The organism is Streptomyces sp. NPDC107538 (assembly GCF_055657445.1).
This window is the reverse complement of record NZ_JBVKAY010000004.1, coordinates 407,123-428,359: the sequence shown is the minus strand read 5'-3', so window position 1 is coordinate 428,359 and position 21,237 is coordinate 407,123. Positions and strand designations below refer to the sequence as shown.

The 21,237-nt window shown below is 71.8% G+C and carries 15 protein-coding genes and 2 pseudogenes; 6 read left to right on the top strand and 11 right to left on the bottom strand.

Translation table 11 applies throughout. From position 1 onward, the window contains the following. The first annotated feature begins 1 nt into the window (after window position 1). Window positions 2–367 (top strand): hypothetical protein, encoded by a 366-nt coding sequence (locus tag ACZ7MG_RS16385; protein WP_471380080.1) that lies wholly within the window; start codon window positions 2–4, stop codon window positions 365–367. Window positions 368–427: 60 nt separating this feature from the next. On the opposite strand, the gene ACZ7MG_RS16380 is transcribed toward ACZ7MG_RS16385, so the two are convergent. The 6 genes and pseudogenes from ACZ7MG_RS16380 to ACZ7MG_RS16355 form a co-directional block, all read right to left on the bottom strand. Then, entirely contained in the window at window positions 428–1,951 is a 1,524-nt protein-coding gene (locus ACZ7MG_RS16380; protein WP_471380082.1) for a condensation domain-containing protein, read from the bottom strand. A 32-nt stretch (window positions 1,952–1,983) separates the two neighbouring features. Continuing rightward, window positions 1,984–3,357 carry a glycosyltransferase gene (locus tag ACZ7MG_RS16375; protein ID WP_471380084.1) on the bottom strand — a complete coding sequence of 458 codons (1,374 nt, stop codon included), beginning with the start codon at window positions 3,355–3,357 and terminating at the stop codon, window positions 1,984–1,986. A 98-nt stretch (window positions 3,358–3,455) separates the two neighbouring features. Further along, a complete protein-coding gene (locus ACZ7MG_RS16370) occupies window positions 3,456–4,616 on the bottom strand; it encodes an alkaline phosphatase PhoX (protein WP_471380086.1) in 1,161 nt (386 codons plus the stop codon). 271 nt (window positions 4,617–4,887) lie between these two features. After that, entirely contained in the window at window positions 4,888–6,477 is a 1,590-nt protein-coding gene (locus ACZ7MG_RS16365; protein ID WP_471380087.1) for a sensor histidine kinase, read from the bottom strand. Beyond that, window positions 6,474–7,055: pseudogene (locus tag ACZ7MG_RS16360) on the bottom strand (winged helix-turn-helix domain-containing protein); the annotation flags it as partial. The pseudogene ACZ7MG_RS16360 and the gene ACZ7MG_RS16365, both read right to left, overlap by 4 nt. A 1,836-nt stretch (window positions 7,056–8,891) precedes the next feature. Beyond that, window positions 8,892–9,263, bottom strand: a pseudogene (locus tag ACZ7MG_RS16355) (response regulator transcription factor); the annotation flags it as partial. Window positions 9,264–9,557: 294 nt separating this feature from the next. On the opposite strand from ACZ7MG_RS16355, the gene ACZ7MG_RS16350 reads away from it, so the two are divergent. The 3 genes from ACZ7MG_RS16350 to ACZ7MG_RS16340 all read left to right on the top strand — a co-directional run bounded on the left by ACZ7MG_RS16350 (window position 9,558) and on the right by ACZ7MG_RS16340 (window position 13,232). After that, window positions 9,558–10,199, top strand: coding sequence for a carbonic anhydrase (locus ACZ7MG_RS16350; RefSeq protein WP_471380088.1), 642 nt, complete (start codon window positions 9,558–9,560; stop codon window positions 10,197–10,199). Next, on the top strand, window positions 10,196–12,103 hold the full coding sequence (locus tag ACZ7MG_RS16345; protein WP_471380089.1) for a SulP family inorganic anion transporter: 1,908 nt from the start codon (window positions 10,196–10,198) through the stop codon (window positions 12,101–12,103). The genes ACZ7MG_RS16350 and ACZ7MG_RS16345 overlap by 4 nt, the downstream gene beginning before the upstream one ends. Window positions 12,104–12,302: 199 nt before the next feature. Then, window positions 12,303–13,232, top strand: a complete 930-nt coding sequence (locus ACZ7MG_RS16340; RefSeq protein ID WP_471380091.1) for an oxidoreductase — start codon at window positions 12,303–12,305, stop codon at window positions 13,230–13,232. A gap of 81 nt (window positions 13,233–13,313) precedes the next feature. Here ACZ7MG_RS16340 and nirD read toward each other — a convergent pair whose 3' ends face one another. Genes nirD through ACZ7MG_RS16325 form a run of 3 tightly spaced genes read right to left on the bottom strand, consistent with a single transcriptional unit; the run spans window position 13,314 to window position 17,500 of the window. Continuing rightward, entirely contained in the window at window positions 13,314–13,664 is a 351-nt protein-coding gene (nirD, locus tag ACZ7MG_RS16335; protein ID WP_471380093.1) for a nitrite reductase small subunit NirD, read from the bottom strand. Then, on the bottom strand, window positions 13,661–16,273 hold the full coding sequence (gene nirB / locus ACZ7MG_RS16330) for a nitrite reductase large subunit NirB (RefSeq protein WP_471380094.1): 2,613 nt from the start codon (window positions 16,271–16,273) through the stop codon (window positions 13,661–13,663). The genes nirD and nirB overlap by 4 nt, the downstream gene beginning before the upstream one ends. Continuing rightward, window positions 16,274–17,500, bottom strand: coding sequence for an NAD(P)/FAD-dependent oxidoreductase (locus tag ACZ7MG_RS16325; RefSeq protein WP_471380095.1), 1,227 nt, complete (start codon window positions 17,498–17,500; stop codon window positions 16,274–16,276). It abuts the gene before it with no gap. A gap of 326 nt (window positions 17,501–17,826) precedes the next feature. Here ACZ7MG_RS16325 and ACZ7MG_RS16320 point away from each other — a divergent pair, with 326 nt between their 5' ends. Continuing rightward, on the top strand, window positions 17,827–18,615 hold the full coding sequence (locus ACZ7MG_RS16320) for a sulfite exporter TauE/SafE family protein (RefSeq protein WP_471380096.1): 789 nt from the start codon (window positions 17,827–17,829) through the stop codon (window positions 18,613–18,615). Between the two features lie 27 nt (window positions 18,616–18,642). Here the strand turns inward: ACZ7MG_RS16320 and ACZ7MG_RS16315 are convergent, their stop codons facing one another. Together ACZ7MG_RS16315 and ACZ7MG_RS16310 are read right to left on the bottom strand one after the other, a co-directional pair. Continuing rightward, window positions 18,643–19,314: a class F sortase gene (locus ACZ7MG_RS16315; protein ID WP_471380097.1), complete on the bottom strand. Its 672-nt coding sequence runs from the start codon at window positions 19,312–19,314 to the stop codon at window positions 18,643–18,645. Between the two features lie 105 nt (window positions 19,315–19,419). Further along, window positions 19,420–19,950: a hypothetical protein gene (locus ACZ7MG_RS16310; RefSeq protein WP_471380099.1), complete on the bottom strand. Its 531-nt coding sequence runs from the start codon at window positions 19,948–19,950 to the stop codon at window positions 19,420–19,422. A gap of 301 nt (window positions 19,951–20,251) precedes the next feature. On the opposite strand from ACZ7MG_RS16310, the gene ACZ7MG_RS16305 reads away from it, so the two are divergent. Further along, complete coding sequence (locus ACZ7MG_RS16305; RefSeq protein WP_471380101.1) at window positions 20,252–20,875, top strand: NADPH-dependent FMN reductase; 624 nt, start codon at window positions 20,252–20,254, stop codon at window positions 20,873–20,875. Window positions 20,876–21,237 lie beyond the last annotated feature (362 nt).

The window sequence follows — 21,237 nt, the reverse complement described above, 5'->3', positions numbered from 1 at the left end:
CGTGAAGACGCAGCGTGGTGGGCGGGGTGCGACGACGACGTTGTGGCGGCCCACCGGTCCCGTGGAACTGGAGTTGGTGCGGGAGTCGGGGTGGCGGGCCTGGCCGCCGCGGCTGCCCGAGCAGCCGATCTTCTACCCGGTGCTCAACGAGGCGTACGCGGTGAAGATCGCCCGGGACTGGAACGTGAAGCACGACGGCGCGGGGTTCGTCACACGGTTCGAGGTCGACGCGGAGTTCCTGCGGCGGTATCCGGTGCGGCAGGCCGGCGGGGAGACGATCCTCGAACTGTGGGTGCCGGCGGAGGAGCTGGAGGAGTTCAACGCGCACCTCGTGGGACGGATCGAGGTCGTCCACGAGTTCCGGTGAGGGGGAGGCGAGGGGAGGCGGCCCGGGGGTGTGTCGGGGCCGCCGCCCCCTCATCGTGGGTCAGTTCCGTGCCGTCGTCGTCTCTCGGGACGGCCTGGGGATGGACACCGGTCGTCCCGCGTTCCGGTCGCCCGCGATCTCCAGCAGCACCCGTACGAGTTCGTCGTGGAGGGCGTCGCTGATCTCGTGTGCTTGGGGTGTGTCGACGTGCAGCAGGTTGACGTGGAGGCCGGTGGCGGTGCGGTGGAACCAGTGGCTGATGCCGTTGCCCCGGGCCGCCCAGACGTGCAACTTCGGGTTCCAGAGCGGGTGTTGAGGTCCGCCGGGGGTCCGCCGGAAGTCGATGTAGGAGAAGAAGTTCACCGGGTACGGCCAGTGGTGGAGGGAGAAGGTCTCCGGCGCCAGCAGCTCCCACGCCCGCACGAAGGGGACACCGGCGTGCCGCTGCATCTCCCCGTACGCCGTGCGCGCCCGCGCGATGGTGGTGGCGTGGTCCGTGCCGCCGCCCTCACCCACCCGGAACTCGATCGGCATCGTGTTCACGAACCAGCCGATGGAGTGCTGCCACGGGTTCGGGGCTCCCCCCACCTCCCTCTCCGAAGCCCTCTCCGACCGTTCGCTGATGGGCAGCAGGCCCCGGTAGACCCCCGGCCCCCCGAAACGGTGCTGGGCCGTCGCCGCGGCCGCCAGTACGGCCGTGAAGACGCTGCCCCCGGACGCGCGGGCGCCGGCCGCCAGCGCGTCGGTGCGCAGGGGGTCGAGGAGGGGGAGGGCCCGGTTCACCAGGGGGTACAGCTGGTTCTCCGGGACGCCCAGGTCGAAGGGGAACCTGGGGAAGAAGCCGCCGTTGCCGCGGATGAAGTCCTTCCAGTACGTCAGGCGGTCGTCGTCGGCGCCGAGGGCGGCGTAGCGACGGCGCTGTTCGTCGCCGAAGGTCAAGTAGCTTTCCGTGGGCGGGAGTTCGGGGGTGCGCCGGGTGGTGAGGGCGGCGTACGCGGTCTGGAGTTCGTTCACGACGACGGGCATGGACAGGCCGTCGCACACGATGTGGTCGAAGCAGAGATAGACGGTCGCGCTCGTCTCGCGGACCACCGCGCCCATGAGGAACAGCGGCCAGGAGAGCGTGTCGATGCTCTTGAACGTCTTGTCCAGGTGGATGTGCAGATCGTCCGCGGTGTGGAAGCGACCGGCCTCCTCCGCCTCCAGGACCATCAACTCGGGTGCCAGAGCTGTGCAGTTCAGGTCACCGGCCAGGCGTCGGAACTCGCTGCGCAGCACCTCGTGGCGCCGTACGAGCAGCAGCAGCGCCGATTCCAGCGCCGTGGTGTCCAGTGGTCCCTCGATCTCGAAGGTGACCGTGATCGAGCTGGCGATTCCGTCACTCGTGCTCCGGGACGCCTCGGATGACGAATGATGCTTGTCCTGATTGAACGAGGCCGACGCGGAAGCGGAAGGGGGAGAGGAAGGGGAATCTGAAGAGGGAGGGGCAATCTTTTCTTCTTGAGGGGAGTTCCTTGTTCGCAGGGACCAGGAGATTACGGTCCCGGGTTCGACGATGGCTTCTGAGAACGGGATTTGCAGCACTCGGGGCCTTCTGTTCGCGGCTTGTGGGGGGATCAGGTGAGGTGAGCCAGGAGGGAATTCACCGCTGTGTTCACGCCGTCCTCGGCCTGGACGAGGGGAGCGATTTCACCGGCCCGGTGGGCCAGGTGCCGGTCGGTCACCGCCGTGGTGATCGTCTCCGCGAGCCCGTGTGCGGTGAGGGTGCGGGCGGCGAGCGGGTCGGGGGCGACGCCCAGTGCTCGCATCCGGGCGGACCAGTGGGTCTGGTCGCCCATGTGGGGACAGAGGACCTGGGGGCGCCCCGCGGCGAGGGCGGCGCCGACGGTGCCGGGGCCGCCGTGGTGGACGACCGCGGCCGTACGGGGGAAGAGCCAGTCGTGGGGGGCCTGTTCGATCGCCAGGATGTTCGATGGTGTGGGGGTGGTGCGGGTGGAGGGCGTTCCGGGGGAGGCGGGGCCGCCCGCCGCGTCGATGCCGCCCCAGCCGGTCGCGATCACCGCCCGTACGCCGGCGAGGCGGACCGCCTCGGTGACCAGCGCGTTGTTCCGCTGTCCCCGGGTGCCGGCCATGCTGCCGAAGCCGAGGTAGACGGGGGGCGGCCCCTCGTCCAGGAAGCGGGCCAGCTCCGGGGGCGGGGTCCAGTCGGGGCGGGCCGGGAGGTACCAGAAACCCGTGGTGCGTACGGCGTCGCCCCACGCCGGGTCGACCGGGGTGACATGCCTGCTGAACGACTGCAGCACCGGGCGCCGCCGCCCCTCGGGGTCCCGCAGCCACCGCCGGGCGCCGTGCCGGCGTGCGGTCAGGCCCAGTTCGGTGGTCCGCCAGCGCTCCACCTCGCGGGACCGCTGGGCCGCCACGACCACGGCGTACGTGCTCCGGTTGAGGAAACGCGGTACGCGCGGGAGCGGCATCAGCGGGCAGGGGAACGAGTCGGTGGGGATCCAGCCGGGTTGCAGCGCCACGACGACGGCGGGTACGTCCAGCATGTCGGCGACATGCTGGGCGGGGAACGCCGCCGAATGCACCACCGCCGCGATGTCGCCGTGGTCGTGGGCGATGGCGGCGACATCGCGCAGCGGGGCGATCAGCAACCGCTTGAGACGGGCGACGGTCCGCGCGGCGGCGATCTTCCCGCGCACACCCGTCAGGCCTCTGTCGATGATTCTGCGGGTCGCCGTCTCGTCGAGGATCCGGGTCGGGCCGTCGTCGATCGCGGCGAAATCGACGCCATATGCGGCCGCGTCGGACGCATATGAGGAAGGGGCGGCCAATAACGGGTGATGGCCGTGGCGACGGAGCGCCACGGCCAATGCGAGAAAGGGTTGTACATCCCCGCGAGTACCGCATGCCGCCAGGAGAACCCTGCGCGGGCGAGCGCCGATTCCGAGGCTTTCCGGGAGGCTCTCCGGCCCCGATTCATTGGGCATGACCACCCGCTGAACCTAGCAGAAGCGGAATCGAACAAGTATGGCGTGATGATGAGTTCGAAAACGCGGTATTCGATAACGTGGTAGCGAATTCCGCGTCAGCCGCGGAACGGGCCCGTCACCTCGTACGTGATGCCGCCCGACGAACTGCCGCTCGTGCCGCGCTGGCTGGAGAAGTAGAGGCGGCGGCCGTCGGGGGAGAAGGCGGGGCCGGTGATCTCGGAGCCGGACTGGCCGTCGATGCGGAGGAAGGGGGCGATGGTGTCGTTCGGGGTGATGAGGCAGATCTCCATGGTGCCGCCGTCCTCGGCGACATAGAGGTCACCGGAGGCGGTGCCGGTGATGTTGTCGACGCCCGTGAGGGGGGCCGTACCGGAGGTGACCAGGGAGTCGTCGTACGCCAACTCGTAGGTGCCGACGGCGAGGTTGAGCTGCCAGACGCGGTTGTCGCCCTTGGTGGTGAACCACACCGTGTCGTCGGCGTAGTAGCAGCCTTCGCCGCCGTTGAAGGACTTCGAGCCGGAGACCTGGGTGCGGGTACTGGTGGGGGAGCCGTCCGGGTCGGGGACGTTCGCCCAGGTGTAGGAGCCGGAGGTGGCGGTGCCGGCGACCATGACCTGGAGGGTGCCGGAGGACAGGTCGCCCCAGGTGGTGGGGACGAAGCGGTAGAAGCGGCCGTTCGTCTCGTCCTCCGTCAGATAGATCGCCCGGCGGACCGGGTCGGCCGCCGCCGCCTCGTGCTTGAAACGGCCCATCGCGTCCCGCCGGACCGCCGCGTCCGTGCCCCACGGGTCGGTCTCGTAGACATAGCCGCGGTCCACCTCCTCGCACGACAGCCAGGTGTTCCACGGGGTTTTGCCGCCGGCGCAGTTCTGGCGGGTGCCGGACAGCACGCGGTACGCCGAGGTCACCGTGCCCGTCGACGAGAACCGCACCGCGCTCGCGCCGCCGGAGGGGTTGATCTCCGAGTTGGAGACATAGATCCAGCCGGTGCCGTCCGCGTAACAGGCGCCGCCGTCCGGGGCGTTGTGCCAGGTGTACGACGTACCGGCGACCGTCTGGCCGGAACGGGCGATCACCCGGCTGGTGAAGCCGCTCGGCAGCCGGATGCCGTTGGCGTCCGCCGAACCGAGCGCCCCGTACGGGCCCGTGCCGGGCTGGGCGGGCGCGGCGTACGCGGCGCCGCGCCACAGGGTCCCGCCGAAAGCGGTCGATGTGCCGCCGAGTACGGCCGCGCGCAGGAGAGTACGACGTTCCACTGTCGCTCCAAGGGGGTGCTGTGACCGGCCCGCCTGCCGGTCGGCGGCGGGGTCGCGCGCTCATGGAACTTAGGGGAGTGTGGTTGACAGGGCATGGACAAGCAATGGCGCCGAGGCGGACGGGCACCCGAGGATCGGGGCGCGCGACAGCGCCCGTCAGGGGCGCGGGGAACTGCGCGATCAGCCACGTACCACCTGCGGCCGCCGTACGACACCGATCACCCGAGTTCTTGGGCGACGCTCTTGGACACGCTTTTGGGTGACGGTCGGCTCAGGCCGGCAGCGGCGGAGCCTCCCGGCGACGCTGCCCCGGCCGCCCCCCGAACCCATGGCCGTGTGGCGGAGCCGGCGGCTCCGCCGACGGAAGGCGCACCACGGCGTCCAACCCACCCGTGGCCGCCTCGTGGAGCGCCACCGCGCCCCCACTGGCGTGCGCCAGGCGCTGCACGAGGGAGAGACCGAGACCGGTGCCGCCCTTGGGCGCGCCGGGGGCGCGCCAGAAACGGTCGAACGCGCGGGCGCGCTGCTCGGGCGTCATCCCGGGCCCCTCGTCGGTGACATGGAGGTCGACCCAGCTGGGCCGGGCGTCGCGCAGCGCCCGCTTGGCGGGCACGAGGAGCCGTAGCTCCATGGTGACCGTGCTGCACGCGGGCGAGGCGCGCAGCGCGTTGGAGAGGAGGTTGTCGAGGATCTGCTCCACCGCCCCGGGGACGGCCGTCACCGGGCCGACCACACCGGCGAAGAGGACCAGCGAGACCCCCTCCCGTTCGAACAACGGCGCCCAGGTACGGTGCCGTTCCGCGCAGATGCCGCCCAGGTCGACCTGGGCGGGGATGGCCGCCGCCTCCTCCAGGCGGGCCATCGCCAGCAGCCCCTCGACCATCCGGGCCAGCCGGTCCGTCTCGGTGACGGCGGCGTCGAGGCTCGGCCGGGCGCGCCGGGCGATGTCCGGCTCCAGGTTCTCCAGCCGGAGCCGCAGCGCCGCCAACGGGGTCTTCAGCTGGTGCGAGGCCTCACCGGCGAAGGCCCGCTGGGAAGCCAGCAGATGTTCGAGGCGGGCGGCGGTCGTGTTGAAGGCCGCCGCGAGACTCCGTACCTCCGGCGGGCCCGAGGTGACCACCACACTGGTCGCCGCACCGCCCTCGGCCAGCCGGTGCGTCGCCTCCTCCAACTGCCTGATGGGGCGCCCCGTCCAGCGCGCGAACGCGAACGCCACCGCCGCGACCCCGGTGAGCACCGCGAGCCCGGCCAGCGCGAGCAGCAGCCAGACCGCGAACACGCGGGCGTGCACCATGGTTGTGGGGAGCGTGATGCGCACGGCGCCTTGCGCCAGTGCCGCCCCCGAGGCCGTCTCCGTGTCGGCGGCTGTACGGGTTTCTGTGCGGGTGGCCGTGATCGATTCGGATCCCGCGCGGTCCGGAGTGGTGCCTGTGTCGGCCGTCGCGTGGCCGACCGGGGCGGCCACGGACAGGTAGTGCACCCCACCGGTCGTCGTCGTCCGGACGTCCGTGGTGGCGCGGCCCCGGAGCGCGGCGGAGATCTCGGGCTGGGAGGAGAGCGTCTTCTCCTCGTCGTCGGACAGGGAGTGGGAGGAGGCCAGCAGCTTTCCGTCCGCGTCGACGATGACGACTTTCCCGCCGATGCGCTCGGCGCAGTGCCGGGCGCGTTCGACGAGTTCGTCCCGGCGGCCGGCGGCGAGGGACAGTGCGGCGTACGCGGCCACCGACTCGGCCTCGTCGTTGGCGGAGTTGACGATCCGCTCGCGTTCGGCCCGTGAGTAGACGAAGCCCAGCGGGATCTCCAGGCCGAGCAGGACCAGGGCGGCGAGGCTGAGATAGCTGAGCAGCAGGCGTCGGGTCATGAGGCCCTGGCCTCGCGGGTGCGATGCCTGCCGGGTCCCCGGCCGAGCGCCGGGCCCTGTCCGCGCCCGTGCCCCTTGGGTTGCCCCTGCCCCTGCCCCTGGCTCTGGCTCTGTCCCGGTCCCGGTGCTCGGCCGGGGGTGCGTACGGCCAGGCGGAAGCCGACACCGCGCAGAGTCTGGATCCACGCCGGGTCGCCCAACTTGCGCCGGAGTGTGGCGACATGGACGTCCAGGGTCTTGGTCGGGCCCTGGTAGTGGTCGTCCCAGACGCGGTTGAGGATCTCCTGCCGGGAGTAGACCGCGCCGGGGTCCTCGGTGAGCAGCGCCAGCAGTTCGAACTCCTTCGGCGTCAGCGCGACCGGCGTCTCGCCCACCCACACCTGTCGCGTCCGCCGGTCCACGACCAGGGGGCCTGGCGGCGGAGTGGCGGAACCGTCGTCGGTCGCGGCCGCACCGGAGGAGTTCCGGGTCTCGGGCGGGGCCTGCTCGTACATGGGCGGTTCGTAGACAGGGGGTACGTATGCGGAGGGCTCGTATACCGGGCTGCCGTGTGCGGGAGTGCCGTACGCCTGGCCTCCGTAGGCGGGGGTGCCGTAGCCGGCGTTGCCGGGGGTCGGGGTGCCGTACATCGGCGAGCCGTGCGGGGGCGTGCCCTGCGTGGGGGCTCCGCCGAACGGGGCCTGGCCGCTGCCGAATGAGCCCTGGCTGCCGCCGTACGCGGGCTGGGCGCCGCCGAAGACCGGATTTCCGAGTGGTGGGTTCCCCGACGGTGGGTTGTCGAAGGGCGAGTTGTCGAAGGGCGAGTTGTCGAAGTGGGGGTCGCCGATGGGTGGGTTGTCGGACGCTGGGTTGCCGAAGGCCTCGCCGAAGACCGGGGTGCCTGGGACGGCGGGGGTCCCGTGCGCGGGGGTGCCGTCGAAGGGCGTACCGCGTGAGGGGGTTCGCTGTGGCTGGGCGCCGAAGTCTGATGCGTCGTGGGTCGATGCGGGATGGGTCGAGGCGTTGTGGGCCGACGCGTTGTGGAGCGGACCGCCGTACGCCGGACCGCCGTGGGACGGACCGCCGTGGGCCGAGGTGCCGAAGGCCAGTGCGTCCTGGGCCGACGCTTCGCGGGTCGAGCTGCCATGGGGCGATGAGTGACGGGGCGGCGTGCCGCGGGTTGACGGGCCATGGGGCGATGTCCTGCGCGCCGAGGACTCGTGGGCCGACGACTCGTGGGGTGACGTCCCCCGTACCGACGTCTCCCGCGCCGAAGTCCCCTGTACCGAAGTCTCCCGCGCCGAAGTCCCCTCGGCCCGCGCCTCGTCACCGGCGGACCAGTCGTACTCGGACCCGCCGAGCCCCGCGCCGGAGCCGGGCCTGAAGCCCGGACTGAAGCCGGGGCCGGTCCCACGGCGGCCGGTGTCTCCGCCGTCGGAGCCGGTCCGGCGGCGGCCGGAGTCTCCGTCGCCGGGGTCGATCCCCCGGCGGTCGATGTCACCGTCGCCGAAGCCGGCCCGGCGACCAGCCGTGTCTCGGACGCCACCGTCCCCGTCACCGCCGACACCGCTCCCGAGCCCCGAGTCTCCGGCGTCGGAGACGGCCCGGCTCCTGCGCCTCCCGCCCCCAAGCCGGGCTCGACCCCGACCCGCACGCGCCCCCGTACCGGCACTGGACTCCGTACCGGCGTTGGAACCCGTACCAGTGCTGGACTCCGTACCGGCACTGGACTCCCTACGGGCGTTGGCACCCGTACCGGCGCTGGACCCTGTAGCGGCACTGGAACCCGTCGCGGCTCCCGTATCCCCACCGGCGTTGGACCCCGTCCCGGCACGCGCCCCCGTACCGGCTCCCGAATACCCACCGGCACCCGCGTATCCACCGGCACTCACGTACTCACCGGCACCCAGGTACTCACCGGCACCCGCGTACTCACCGGCACTCACGTACCCACCGGCACCCGAGCCCGCAGCCGCCGCCCCCGCGTCTCCGTCGCGGAGTGAGCCCCCGGCCCCGAAATCACTCCCGGCGGCCCCGAAATCACTCCCGGCGGAGCCGAAGCCGTGCGTGTCCGTGAAGTCGCTCCCACCCCGGAAACCACCCCCGGCCCGGCGGCCCGCACCGACACCGGCCCCAACGCCTACACCGGCACCAGCCCCGCCATCGAAACCGGCACCGCCCCCGCCATCGAAACCCTCACCGGCACCGGCCCCGCCATCGAAACCGGGACCGGCCCCCATCGCCGGCCCCCGCCCCCGCACCCCCAACTCCTCCGCAGATGCCCCCCGTTGGTCGTAAGCCGCCCTCCCGGCCCCGGCCCCGACCCCGGCCATCGCGAAGCCGCTCCCGGCCCCGGTGTGGACATCGGTCCGCCCGACCCCCGCCTCAGCCACCACGACCCCGGCCACCACCTCGCCCCCGCCCCCGAACCCGGCGCCGCCGGTCCCCGGGCGCAGGTGGCGTCGTGACACCGCCCTGATCCGGGCGACCAGTTCGCGGATGCTGAACGGTTTCGCCAGGTAGTCGTCGGCGCCGAGTTCGAGGCCCAGGACGCGGTCGGCCTCCTCGCCGCGCGCGCTGAGGATGATGATGGGGACGTCGGAGGTCCGGCGGATGCCGCGGCAGACGTCGATGCCGTCCATGTCGGGCAGCCCGAGGTCCAGCAGGACGACATCGCCGTGCGGACCTCTCAACCCGTCCGTGCCGGTGGCCACATGGTGGACCGTCAGGCCGAAGTGCCGCAGCCCGTCGGCGAGCGGTTCGGCGATCGTCTCGTCGTCCTCGATGAGCAGCACTCGTACGCCCATGGCCGCCTGTCTCTCCAGAAAGTCGGGACAACACGAGACCCGTGCTGTGGGGCGCCACGCTACAAGACGCCGAACAAGAACGTGCAGGGAATCCGGAGCATTGTGAAATGACCCTCAGAAACCGCTTGTATTCGGTCGCCCCGAGACGGCTGGACCTGCGGTGAAGTGGGCCTGGCTGAAATCTGTGGAAAATCTGGCGGCGTTTTAGTGTTCGCTTAACCTTCCTCTGGTCATCGCCCCTCTACGGTCGTAAGAGCAGGTCAGCACGGGTTGTCACCAGTTCAGGGAGGCACGATGAAGGCGTTGCTGGATCGCGCCCGGTCGTTCAAGCGACGGGTCGACTTCGAGAGCGACGAATACCGGAAACTCGCCGTCGGGCAATTTCCCGAGGCGCTGTTCATTACCTGCTCGGACTCGCGGGTGATTCCCGCCCTGATCACCGGGGCGCGGCCCGGCGAGATATTCGAGCTACGGAATGCGGGCAACATCGTGCCGCCGCACGACGCACACGACGCGCACGGGGCCGCCTCCGGTGAGGCCGCCACCATCGAGTACGCGCTGGAGGTGCTCGGCGTTCAGGACCTCGTGGTGTGTGGTCATTCCCACTGTGGCGCGATGGGGGCGCTGAAGTACGGCGCCGACCTGTCCGGCCTGCCCCGGGTGGACGCCTGGCTCGACTACGCCCGCCCCGCGCTCGAACCGGTCCTCGGGGACACGGGCACCGCCCGGGACACCGCGTCGTCCGAGGATCCCGCCCTGCGCGAGGTCGTCCAGCTCAACATCCGCAACCAGCTCGCCGTCCTCCGCGAGTACCCGGTCGCCCGGCAGCAACTCGACGCCGGACGGCTGCGGTTGCACGGCTGGTACTACGAGATCGACACCGGCAAGATCCACGAACTGGACGCGGACGGCGGCTTCCAGGTGCACGGCTCATGAGCGGCGCCCACGGACGACGACCCACGCACGGCACCCCGGGGCCCGCCGCCGACGCCCCCCGCCACACCCTCGGCATCCCAGACATCCCCGACATGCCTGGCTTCGCACCCGACGCACCCCCCTACGCCCCCAACTCCCCCTACGCCCCCAAGGGCTCCGACGGCCCGGGTGCCCCCGGAGACGGCCGTACCGGCGGCAAGGACCGTACCGGCCGTATCGACTTCGGCACCGAGATCACCGCCTCCCTCGTCGTCTTCCTCGTCGCCCTGCCGCTCTGTATCGGTGTGGCCGTTGCCTCCGGCGTGCCGGCCGAACTGGGCATCATCTCCGGGGTGATCGGCGGCCTGGTGGTCGGCGCGGTGCGCGGCAGCACCCTCCAGGTCAGCGGCCCGGCGGCCGGACTCGCGGCGCTGGTCGCGGAGACGGTCATGGAGTTCGGCGTCGCGATGCTCGGCGTGATCGTCCTCTTCTCCGGCATCCTCCAGATCGTGCTGGGCCTGGTGAAGCTCGGCCGGATGTTCCAGGCGATCTCTCTCGCCGTAGTCCAGGGCATGCTGGCCGGTATCGGCCTGCCGCTGATGTTCAGCCAGCTCTACCCGATGTCCGACTCCAAGGCGCCGGGCACCCCCCTGGAGAACATGGCCGGCGTCCCCGGGCTGATCGCCGACACCGTGACCGACCCGCAGGCGCTCATCGCCGCCGGGCTGGGCATCGTCACGATCGTGCTGAGCTTCGTGTGGAAGGAGGTGCCCGGGCCGGTCAAGAAGGTCCCGGCCGCGCTCGTGGCCGTCGGGATCGGGATCGCGGTCGCCGCGTTGCCGGGCGTCGAGGTGAAGACGCTCCAGGTCGGCAATCTGCTGGCGGCCGTGGACGTGCCGGGGCCGGGGCAGTTGTCCGGGCTGGCCAGTGCCGGGATCATCACGGCGATCCTCACCTTCACGGTCATCGCCTCGGCGGAGAGCCTGTTCACCGCCGCCGCCGTGGACCGGATGCACAACGGCCCGCGCACCCGCTACAACACCGAGCTGATCGCCCAGGGCGCGGGCAACACCATCGCCGGGCTCCTCGGCGCACTGCCCATCACCGCCGTCGTCGCGCGCAGCTCGGCCAACGTCCAGGCCGGGGCCAAGACCCGCCTCTCCCGTACGCTGCACGGCCTGTGGCTGCTCGCCTTCGCGCTGCTGCTGCCGCAGGTGCTGGCGCTGATCCCGATCTCGGTGCTCGCGGGTGTCCTCGTGCACAGCGGGTGGAAACTGTTCGCGCCGGACCAGTTCCCGAAGATGTGGCGGCAGGACCGGGGCGAGTTCGCGGTGATGACGCTGACGACCCTGGTCATCACGGCGACCGCGCTCCTCGAAGGGGTGCTGTTCGGGCTGGCGGCCGGTGTGGTGCTGGCCGCGCTGCGGATGTCGCAGACCGTCATCCGGCAGCACATCGAGGACGACACGGCGAAGGTCGTCATGGCGGGCAACGCGACGTTCCTGCGGCTGCCGAAGCTGATCGACGCGCTGGAGAACGCGGCGGCCTCCGGCAAGCCGCGCATCCGTCTCGACCTGCTCGGCGTGACCCACCTCGACCACGCCTGCCGCAGCCAGATCGAGGAGTTCGTGGCGCAGCAGCGGGGGTTGGGACTGCGGGTGGAGCTTCTGATGCCGGACCTGACGAAGGTGCCTGCGGCGGCTGAGCAGATACCGGATGCCGACGTCGATGTCGATGTCGATGCGGATGTGCGGCCGGCGTCGACGGAGGTGTGGGACTACGCGACGGTCGGGACGGCGGCGGTCGGCGGCATGGGACAGCCACCGTCCGGCCCCGGGCCCACCGCCGAGTGGTTCTACCTCGACACCCGTCCGATGCCACCCGCGGACGAGTGGGGCTTCTCGCACAGTTCCCCGCGCCCCTGAAAGACACGGCCCCCGCAGGCCTGAAAGGCGACCGGCGCCGTGCGTGCCTGAAAGGCAGGGGGCGCAGCCCCCGCTTTTCAGGGGCGCGGGGAACTGCGCGACCAGCCCCCACCGGACCCGCAGCCGACACACCTCCCGCAACACCCCCCACCGGTCTACGCTGAAACCGGCCCAGGAGACACCCCGGGAAGGCGGCGCCATGGCCAAGTGGAACGCGCACGACATCCCCGACCAACGTGGCCGCTCCGCCCTCGTCACCGGTGCCAACAGCGGCATCGGGTACGTCACCGCCCGGGAACTGGCCCGCCGCGGCGCCCACGTCGTCCTCGCCTGCCGCAGCGAGGAGCGGGGCGCCGCCGCGCTGGAGCGGCTGAGCACCGAAGTCCCGGACGGCAGCGTGGAGTTGATCCGGCTCGACCTGGGGGACCTGCGCTCCGTACGGGACTTCGCGCAGACGTACGCCCGCGCGCGCGACCGGCTGGACCTGCTCGTCAACAACGCGGGGGTGATGGCCGTGGCCGAGGGCCGCACCGCCGACGGCTTCGAGAAGCAGTTCGGGATCAACCACCTCGGCCACTTCGCACTGACCGGCCTGCTCCTGCCCCTGCTCCTCGGCACCCCCGGCGCCCGCGTCGTGACCGTCTCCAGCGGTATGCACCTGCGGGCGAACATCGACATCGACGACCTCAACAGCGAGCGGAAGTACGGCCGTTGGCTCGCCTACGGCCGCTCCAAGACCGCCAACCTGCTCTTCACCCACGAGCTGGCCCGGCGGCTGTCCAGCCATGGCTCGGAGGTCGTGGCCGCCGCCGCGCACCCCGGGTACGCGGCGACCAACCTCCAGACGGCCGGCCCCACCGCCGAGGGCCGCAAGGGCGTCGAACGCTTCATGCGCGTCGGCAACAGCGTCTTCGCCCAGTCCGCCGAGGGGGGCGCCCTGCCCACCCTGTACGCGGCGACGGCCCCCGCCGTACGCCCCGACTCCTTCACCGGCCCGGCCTTCGGGATGTGGGGCGCCCCGCGTCCGTCGCCCCGGGCCCCGTGGACCCTCGACGACCGGGCGAGCGAACGCCTGTGGAACGCCTCCGAGCACCTGACCGGTGTCAGATGCTCGGAGTTGAAGGCGTAACGGGCGTAACGGGTGTGACGGGCGGGCACGGTCACCCGCCAGGGGTCGGTGACCCGCCAGGGCACGGTCACCCGCCAGGGGCTACGCCGCCCGCACCTCGTACGCCGTGATCCGTACCGTCTCGTCGTCCAGGCACTGCCCGCTCTCCAGGTCGAAGCGCTGCTTCAGGAGGGGGGAGGCCACGAACGGGCGGCCCTGGTGGCTGCCGGTGAGGCCGCGGGAGAGGACGGCGGCGCCGCCGAAGGGGTCGCGGTTGTCGATGGCGTACAGCTTGCCCGCGCGGTCGAGGAACAGCGCGGCCTGCTCGCCGTCGGGCAGGAGGGCGGCCACGCCGCGGCCGGGGATCAGCAGGGTCAGGTCGCAGACCGTGAACCAGCCGTCCGCCAGCCGCAGTTGGACCTTCACATCGGTCTTCTCGGGAGCGAGGGTCATCGCTGGGCGCTTCCTTCCAGGACTTCTTCGGCCGCGGCGGGCCGCAGACCGATGGACAGCAGCGGCAGGTCGGGCTTGATCTGCTCGCGCTCGGGGACGAAGCCGACAACCGGGTCCGGGGTGTCGGGGGCGTTGACGAAGGACACGAACCGGGCGAGCTTCTCGGGGTCGTTGATGGTGGAGGCCCACTCGTCGGCGTAGTGCGCGACGTGGTCCGTCATCAGGGACTCCAGCTCCTCGCAGATACCGAGGGAGTCCTCCACGACCACGTCGCGGACGTGGTCCAGGCCGCCGGGGATGCGCTCCAGCCAGGTCGAGGTGCGCTCCAGGCGGTCGGCGGTGCGGATGTAGAACATCAGGAACCGGTCGATGAGCTTGATCAGTTCGGTGTCGTCGAGGTCCTGGGCGAGGAGGTCCGCGTGGCGCGGGGTGGCGCCGCCGTTCCCGCCGACGTAGAGGTTCCAGCCGTTCGACGTGGCGATGATGCCGAAGTCCTTCGACTGGGCCTCGGCGCACTCGCGGGCGCACCCGGAGACCGCCGACTTCAGCTTGTGCGGGGACCTGAGCCCCCGGTAGCGCAGCTCCAGATCGATCGCCATGCGGACCGAGTCCTGGACGCCGTAGCGGCACCAGGTCTGCCCGACGCAGGACTTCACCGTGCGCAGCGACTTGCCGTAGGCGTGGCCGGACTCGAAGCCGGCGTCCACCAACCGGGTCCAGATCAGCGGGAGTTGTTCGACGCGGGCGCCGAACATGTCGATCCGCTGGCCACCCGTGATCTTCGTGTAGAGACCGAAGTCGCGGGCGATCTCCCCGATCACGATCAGGCCCTCGGGGGTGATCTCACCGCCGGGGATGCGCGGGACGACGGAGTACGAGCCGTTCTTCTGGAGGTTGGCGAGGAAGTGGTCGTTGCTGTCCTGCAACGACGCCTGCTCGCCCTCCAGGACATAGCCGCTCGCGCCGATGGTCGGGGCGAGGGAGGCGATGATCGAGCCGACCGCCGGCTTGCAGATCTCGCAGCCGTCGCCGCCCTTGGCCCCGTCGCGGCCGTAACGGTCCAGCAGATCCTGGTAGGTGTTGATGCGCAGGGCGAGGACGATCTCGTACAGCTCCTCGCGGGTCTGCCCGAAGCAGCCGCACAGGCCCTTGTCGACGACCACACCGCCGGCCTCCAGCTCGGCGGTGACCAGCTGGCCGAGGACCTTGACGCAACTGCCGCAGCCCGTACCGGCCTTGGTGCACTTCTTGACCTCGGGCACGGTGGTGCAGGAGTGCTCCGTCACCGCGCCGCGGATCGCGCCCTTGGACACGTTGTGGCAGGAGCAGATGATCGCGTCGTCCGGCAGCGCGGACGGGCCGAGCTGGGCGCCGCCGCCGGAGCCCGCCGGGAGGACCAGCGACTCGGGGGAGACGGGCGGGACCGACCCGGTGAAGGCCTTCAGCGTGCCGTACGCCTCCGCGTCGCCGACCAGGATGCCGCCGAGCAGCTCGCCGCCCCGGCCGATGACCAGCTTCTTGTAGACGCCCGAGCGGGAGTCGGAGTACACGACGTCCAGGCAGTCGGCGGTCGCGCCGTGCGCGTCACCGAAGGAGGCGACGTCCACGCCGAGCAGCTTGAGCTTGGTGGACAGGTCGGCGCCGGTGAACGCGGCCTCGTCGGCGGCGATCGTCGCGGCGGCCGTCTCGGCCTGCTCGTAGCCGGGGGCCACCAGGCCGTACACCCGGCCGTCGGAGGCGAGCGCGCACTCGCCGATGGCGAAGACATGCGGGTCGTTGACGGTCCGGCACTGCTCGTCGACGCTGATGCCGCCGCGCTCGCCGACCGTCAGACCGCAGTCGCGGGCGAGCTGGTCGCGGGGGCGGACACCGGCGCTGAACACGACCAGGTCGGTGGCGAGTTCGGAGCCGTCGGACAGCTTCATCCCGGTGACGGCACCGGCCTCGTCGACCACGATCTCCTGGGTGCCGACACCCGTGTGCACGCTCAGACCCATGTCCTCGATGGTCCGCAGCAGCGCGGCGCCACCGCCGTCGTCCACCTGCACCGGCATCAGCCGGGGCGCGAACTCCACGATGTGCGAGGTGAGTCCGAGGCCCTTCAGCGCACCCGCCGCCTCCAGTCCCAGCAGACCGCCGCCGACCACGGCACCGGTCTCGGCCGTCTTCGCGTACTCCTCGATCGCGAGCAGGTCCTCGATCGTGCGGTAGACGAAGCAGCCCGTGGCGTCCTTGTTGGGGACCGGCGGCACGAAGGGGAACGAGCCGGTGGCGAGGACGAGGATGTCGTACTCGAAGACCTGCCCGGAGCGGGCCGTGACCTTCTTCGCCTCACGGTCGACCGTCTCGGCCGGGTCGCCGACGAACAGCTCGATGCCGTGCGTCTCGATGAACTCCATGTCGGTCATCGACAGGTCCTCGGGCGTCTTGCCCGCGAAGTACGAGGTGAGCGCCACGCGGTCGTACGCCGGGCGGGGCTCCTCACAGAGCACGACCACGCGGTGCGTGGCGGTCAGGCCGCGCTCGGCGAGCGCTTCGAGGAAGCGCTGGCCGACCATGCCGTGGCCGACGAGCACGATCGTGGGGGTGGCCCCCAGGGTGGCGGACATTCAGGAGCCTCCATCGTTGGTGAGCAGGTGGAGCAGGGGGGCGCCGTTCGCGGGGAGCGGCTCGGCTCCCTCCCAGGCGCGGGCGAGCGCGCCGACGGTGCCGAGTTCGCCGACGAGCACTCCGCCGACCAGGCGGTCGTCGCGGACGACGACCTTGCGGTAGGTGCCGCGCGTGGCGTCGGCCAGCTGGATGACGTCGTCACCGGGCAGCGGCTCGGGCTCGCCGAACGCGGCGAGGTCGAGGAAGTCCGCACCGGCGAGCGTCAGCCGGGTCAGGGCGCGGGTGCCGGAGTAGCGGGAGTTCACGTCTCCCGCGAGCAACTCGGCCAGGACATCGGCCTGTTCGAGCGCGGGGGTGGCGAGCCCGTACACCGTGCCCTCGAACTGGGCGCAGTCGCCGATCGCGTGGATGTGCGGGTCGGAGGTGCGCAGCTCCTCGTCGACGATGACGCCCTTGTGCACCGCGAGCCCCGCCTCCTGGGCGAGACCGGCCCGGGGGTGGACCCCGCAGGCGATGACCACGAGATCCGCGTCGAGCGCGTACCCGTCCGCCATCGACACCGACCGCACGGTCCCGCCGACGCTGCGCACGGCCCGTACCCGGGTCTCCGTGTGCACCTCGACGCCGAGGTCGGTGAGATGCCGGCGGACCAACTTCGAGGCGGACGGGTCCAGTTGACGTTCCATCAGCCGCTCGCCCTGCTGGGCGAGGACCACCTGCGCGCCGCGCAGGGCGAGCGCGCGGGAGGCGGAGACCCCGAGGAGCCCGCCCCCGATGACGACGGCCCGCGCCCCCGGCCGTACGGCCTCGGACAGCCGCAGGCAGTCGTCCATGGTCCGGAAGGCGTGCACCCCGTCGGGGAACTCGTGCCGCTCCGGGTCCCACAGACCGCGCAGCGGCGGCAGCACCGGGTTGGATCCGGTCGCGAGGACCAGCTTGTCGTACGCGATCTCCGTACCGTCCGCGAGATGTACGGCTCGCATCTCGCGGTCGATCCGGACCACCCGGCCGCGCGTCAGCCGGGTCGGCTCGGCGGGGGCGGGCAACGCGATGACCTCCGGCGCGTACCGTCCGGCGAGGACTTCGGCGAGCAGCACCCGGTTGTACGGTGTGTGCTCCTCCTCGCCCACCAGCGTGGCGGGCATGCCCAGCTCGCCGAGCCGCCGGGCCAGACGTACGCCCGCGAGGCCGGAGCCGATCACCACCACACGCTCATTCGAGGTCATGCCCTTGAGCGTGCGGTGCCGGTGTTACCCGACCGCATCGCGTCTGTTTCCCACGAGGAACGCTGCCCTCCCCGCGGCCCCGACCGGGGTGTGAGGGGTTTCCGGAAGAGCCGGGTGGGGTGTGAGGACGGCCCCGATCACGCTGCTGACCTGCCGATACGGCGGTCATGCGGGCGTATACGGAGGGCGGGCGGGGCTATTTGGAGGGCGCGCGGGCGTATGCGGAGGGCGTGCCGGGGGTGGCGGCACGCGGGCGCGGACCCGAACCTCAGAAGATCCTCAGGTCGATGGACGGCACACCTATCCGGCCGCATAGGGTCGCGCTCGTGCCCGACATATCGCTGACCATGGTCGTCGTCCTCTGCCTCGCCGCGCTCGCCGCCGGCTGGATCGACGCCGTGGTGGGCGGCGGCGGGCTCCTGCTCCTCCCCACCCTCCTCCTGGGCCTGCCGAACGGCGCCTCGGCCGCGCAGTACGCGCTCGGCACCAACAAGGCGGTCGCCATCGTCGGCACGACGGGCGCGGCGGTGACCTACGCCCGCCGCACCCCGGTCGACGTGAAGATCGCCGTACGGATCGGCCTGGCGGCGCTGGCGGGCTCGACGGCCGGCGCGTTCGTGGCCGCCGGTATGAGCACCGAGATCCTGAAGCCGGTGGTCATGGTGGTGCTCGTCGCCGTGGGCGCCTTCGTGATCCTGCGCCCCTCCTTCGGCACGACGGCCCCCGCCACCGGTCCGGTCTCCGCCCGCCGGGTGCTCGCCGCGATCGGTCTCGCGGGCGTCGGCATCGGCTTCTACGACGGTCTCGTCGGCCCCGGCACCGGTACGTTCCTCGTCCTCGCCCTCACCGCCGTCCTCCACCTCGACCTGGTTACCGCCTCCGCCACCGCGAAGATCGTCAACTGCTGCACCAACGCGGGCGCGCTCGCGACGTTCGCCTGGAAGGGCACGGTGTACTGGCAGTTGGCGGCCCTGATGGCGGTCTTCAACCTCGTCGGCGGCACGGTGGGGGCGCGTACGGCCCTCAAGAAGGGCAGCGGGTTCGTCCGGGTGGTCCTGCTGACGGTGGTGTTCACGTTGGTGGCGAAGATGGGGTACGAGCAGTGGGTGGCGTGAAGGGGGGCGTCCAGCGGGGAGCGGTGATCAGGCGGGGCGGCTGTCCGTGAGGTGGGCGAAGACGACCACGTTGCCCTGGTAGCCGGTCGCCCGGGAGTAGCCGCCGCCGCAGGTGATGATCCGCAACTCCGGTCGCGCCGCCGCCCCGTACACCTTCGCGTCGGGGAAGTCCCGGGCGTCGTACACCTCCACCGCGTCCACCGTGAACACCGCGGTCCCGCCGTCCCGCCGGTCCACCTCGACGGTGTCGCCCCGCCGCAGCGCGCCGAGGCGGAAGAAGACGGCCGGCCCGTCGGCGTTGTCCACATGCCCCGCGACGATCGAGGTGCCCCGCTCACCCGGGGTGGTGCCGGCCTCGTACCAGCCCGCGAGATTCTCCTTCTCGGCGGGCGGCACGTCGAGGCTCCCGGCAGACGTGAGCCCCAGCCCCGTCAGCGGCGCGTCCACACGGATGGAAGGGATCCGGATGCGGTCGGGCGGCGAGGGCGGCAACGGCACGGCGGCGGCCGCGCCGGGGGCCGCCGGGCCGGACGGGTTCGCCGGGGCGGCCGGATTCGCGGGGCCCGGCGGAACATGGGCCTGCGCGGCCGACGGCTGCGGCGGTGCGTGCGACGCGGTGCCGCTGTGCAGCAGCCACACGCCGGAACAGAGGGCCACGGCGGTGACCCCGGCTATGACGGAGTTGGCGACCCGACGCACGAGAACCTCCCTTTGCCTGTTCCTCCCCTCCGGGCCGCGAGGGGCGTCGGGCCCGGAGGGGAGGGGGGACGGCGGTACCGGCGGACGGACGGCGGAGGGTGTCCGTCAGATCCCGTCGCCTCTCGCCCGGCGATGCAGGAGCCAGGTACCGCCCGCGGCGGCGACGGCCAGCGCCGCCACACCCGCCGCGGTCTGCACGGGGTCGGGACCGAGTGCGCCACCGACCCCCGTCTTCACGCTTCCCCTCGGATACGCCGGCGGCGCGGTCCGCGTGCCGGTGAGCGAGACCACCAGGTCGCCGGTGACCCGACGGCCATCGTTCGCGCAGGTCGCGACGATCTCGTACGTCCCCGGTTGCGCGCTCGGCGGTACCTCGAACCGCCCGTCGAGCCGCTCCTCCCCGTCGCCGGGGGCGAGGGCGAAGGAGCCGGCGCCGACCGCGCTGGCGTCCCCCGTCGCCGTACCGCCCGCGCCGCAGGCGGCTGTGCGGACGGTGACCTCGTCGCCGGGGACGACACCGGTGGGGGACAGGTCGAGCCGCCCGGTGCTCGCACCGCCGTACGCGGGGGCGGCGGCGAAGGCCGCGAGAGTGAGGGCGAGGGCGATTGCGGTCAGCGGCCGGGCGGTACGTCGCATCGTGCTGCCTCCTCCGAGAGTCCTCCGTTCCCTTCCGAGGTAAGTGGCTGAACGGCCCGAGCGCTTGCTGATGAACCGTCAGAAGGGTGGTGGGAAGGTGCCGGGGACGGGGGACGTGTGCGGATGAGGGAGACGTTTGGGCAGGTCACGGGGTTGGGGTGGGTGCGACGGGGACGAGGAACGCGATGGTCGGACGGCAGGGGTGTGAACGGGTGATGGGTACCGGGGGCGGGGGAGATGGGGGCCGGTGTCCGGCTGACCGCTTGACCTCAAGCAAAGTCGAGGTACGAGGGTGGTGGGCATGAAGACCGACACGCACACTCTTGCCACCACCGAAGCACCCGCCCAGGTCGACGCCCCGGTGCGGGTGACGCTGGTCATCGGGAGCAATCGCACGGGCCGTTTCGGCTCGGTGATCGCCGAGTGGTTGTTGGGCCGGGTGCGGGAGCACGACGGTTTCGAGGTCGACGTGGTGGATGTCGCGGAGGCTGACCTGCCGACGACGTTCGCGCCGACGCCCGAGGCCACGGCGCGGCTGGCCGAGATCACGCCGAGGCTGGCGGCGGCCGAGGCGTTCATCGTGCTGACCCCCGAGTACAACCACTCGTATCCCGCGGGCCTCAAGAACCTCGTCGACTGGCACTTCCACGAATGGCGTGCCAAGCCGGTCGCGCTCGTCTCCTACGGTGGCATGTCGGGAGGGCTGCGTGCGGCGGAGCATCTCCGGCAGGTGTTCGCCGAGCTGCACGCCACCACCGTCCGCGACACGGTCTCCTTCCACAACGCCCACGCCGCGTTCGACGACTCCGGCCACCTCAAGGAGCCGGCCGCGGCCGACTCCGCCGCGCGTCTGATGCTGAACCAACTCTCCTGGTGGGCCCAGTCCCTCCGCGATGCGAAACGGCGCCGGCCGTACGGGGGGTAAGGGGGGCGTGGCGCGTACGTCGCCGGGTGCGGGTCCGGTGGGCCTTCTCGCGCAGTTCCCCGCGCCCCTAAAACCCAGGCCCTCCGGGCCTGGCCAGCGACGCTCCGGTGGGCGGGTGCGGGCCCGGTGGGGCTTCTCGCGCAGTTCCCCGCGCCCCTGAAAGCGCAGGCCCTGCGGGCCTGGCGACCGGCGACGGTTCGGTAGGGGTTTCTCGCGCAGTTCCTCGCGCCCCTGAAAAAGGGGCCTGCGCCCCGTAAGGGGCGCGGGGAACTGCGCGACCAGCCCCCACCGAACCCGCACGTGCCCACCCACCCCGAACCACCCGTCGCAAAGGGGGTCGAAGGGGCGCAGCCCCTGGGGAT

Bases quoted from the DNA above. Each gene is read 5' to 3' on its own strand.
- ACZ7MG_RS16305 (WP_471380101.1), top strand. From the start codon at position 20,252: ATGAAGACCGACACGCACACTCTTGCCACCACCGAAGCACCCGCCCAG.
- ACZ7MG_RS16375 (WP_471380084.1), bottom strand. From the start codon at position 3,357: ATGCCCAATGAATCGGGGCCGGAGAGCCTCCCGGAAAGCCTCGGAATC.
- ACZ7MG_RS16310 (WP_471380099.1), bottom strand. From the start codon at position 19,950: ATGCGACGTACCGCCCGGCCGCTGACCGCAATCGCCCTCGCCCTCACT.
- ACZ7MG_RS16325 (WP_471380095.1), bottom strand. From the start codon at position 17,500: ATGACCTCGAATGAGCGTGTGGTGGTGATCGGCTCCGGCCTCGCGGGC.
- nirB (WP_471380094.1), bottom strand. From the start codon at position 16,273: ATGTCCGCCACCCTGGGGGCCACCCCCACGATCGTGCTCGTCGGCCAC.
- ACZ7MG_RS16365 (WP_471380087.1), bottom strand. From the start codon at position 6,477: ATGACCCGACGCCTGCTGCTCAGCTATCTCAGCCTCGCCGCCCTGGTC.
- ACZ7MG_RS16350 (WP_471380088.1), top strand. From the start codon at position 9,558: ATGAAGGCGTTGCTGGATCGCGCCCGGTCGTTCAAGCGACGGGTCGAC.
- ACZ7MG_RS16340 (WP_471380091.1), top strand. From the start codon at position 12,303: ATGGCCAAGTGGAACGCGCACGACATCCCCGACCAACGTGGCCGCTCC.
- ACZ7MG_RS16345 (WP_471380089.1), top strand. From the start codon at position 10,196: ATGAGCGGCGCCCACGGACGACGACCCACGCACGGCACCCCGGGGCCC.
- nirD (WP_471380093.1), bottom strand. From the start codon at position 13,664: ATGACCCTCGCTCCCGAGAAGACCGATGTGAAGGTCCAACTGCGGCTG.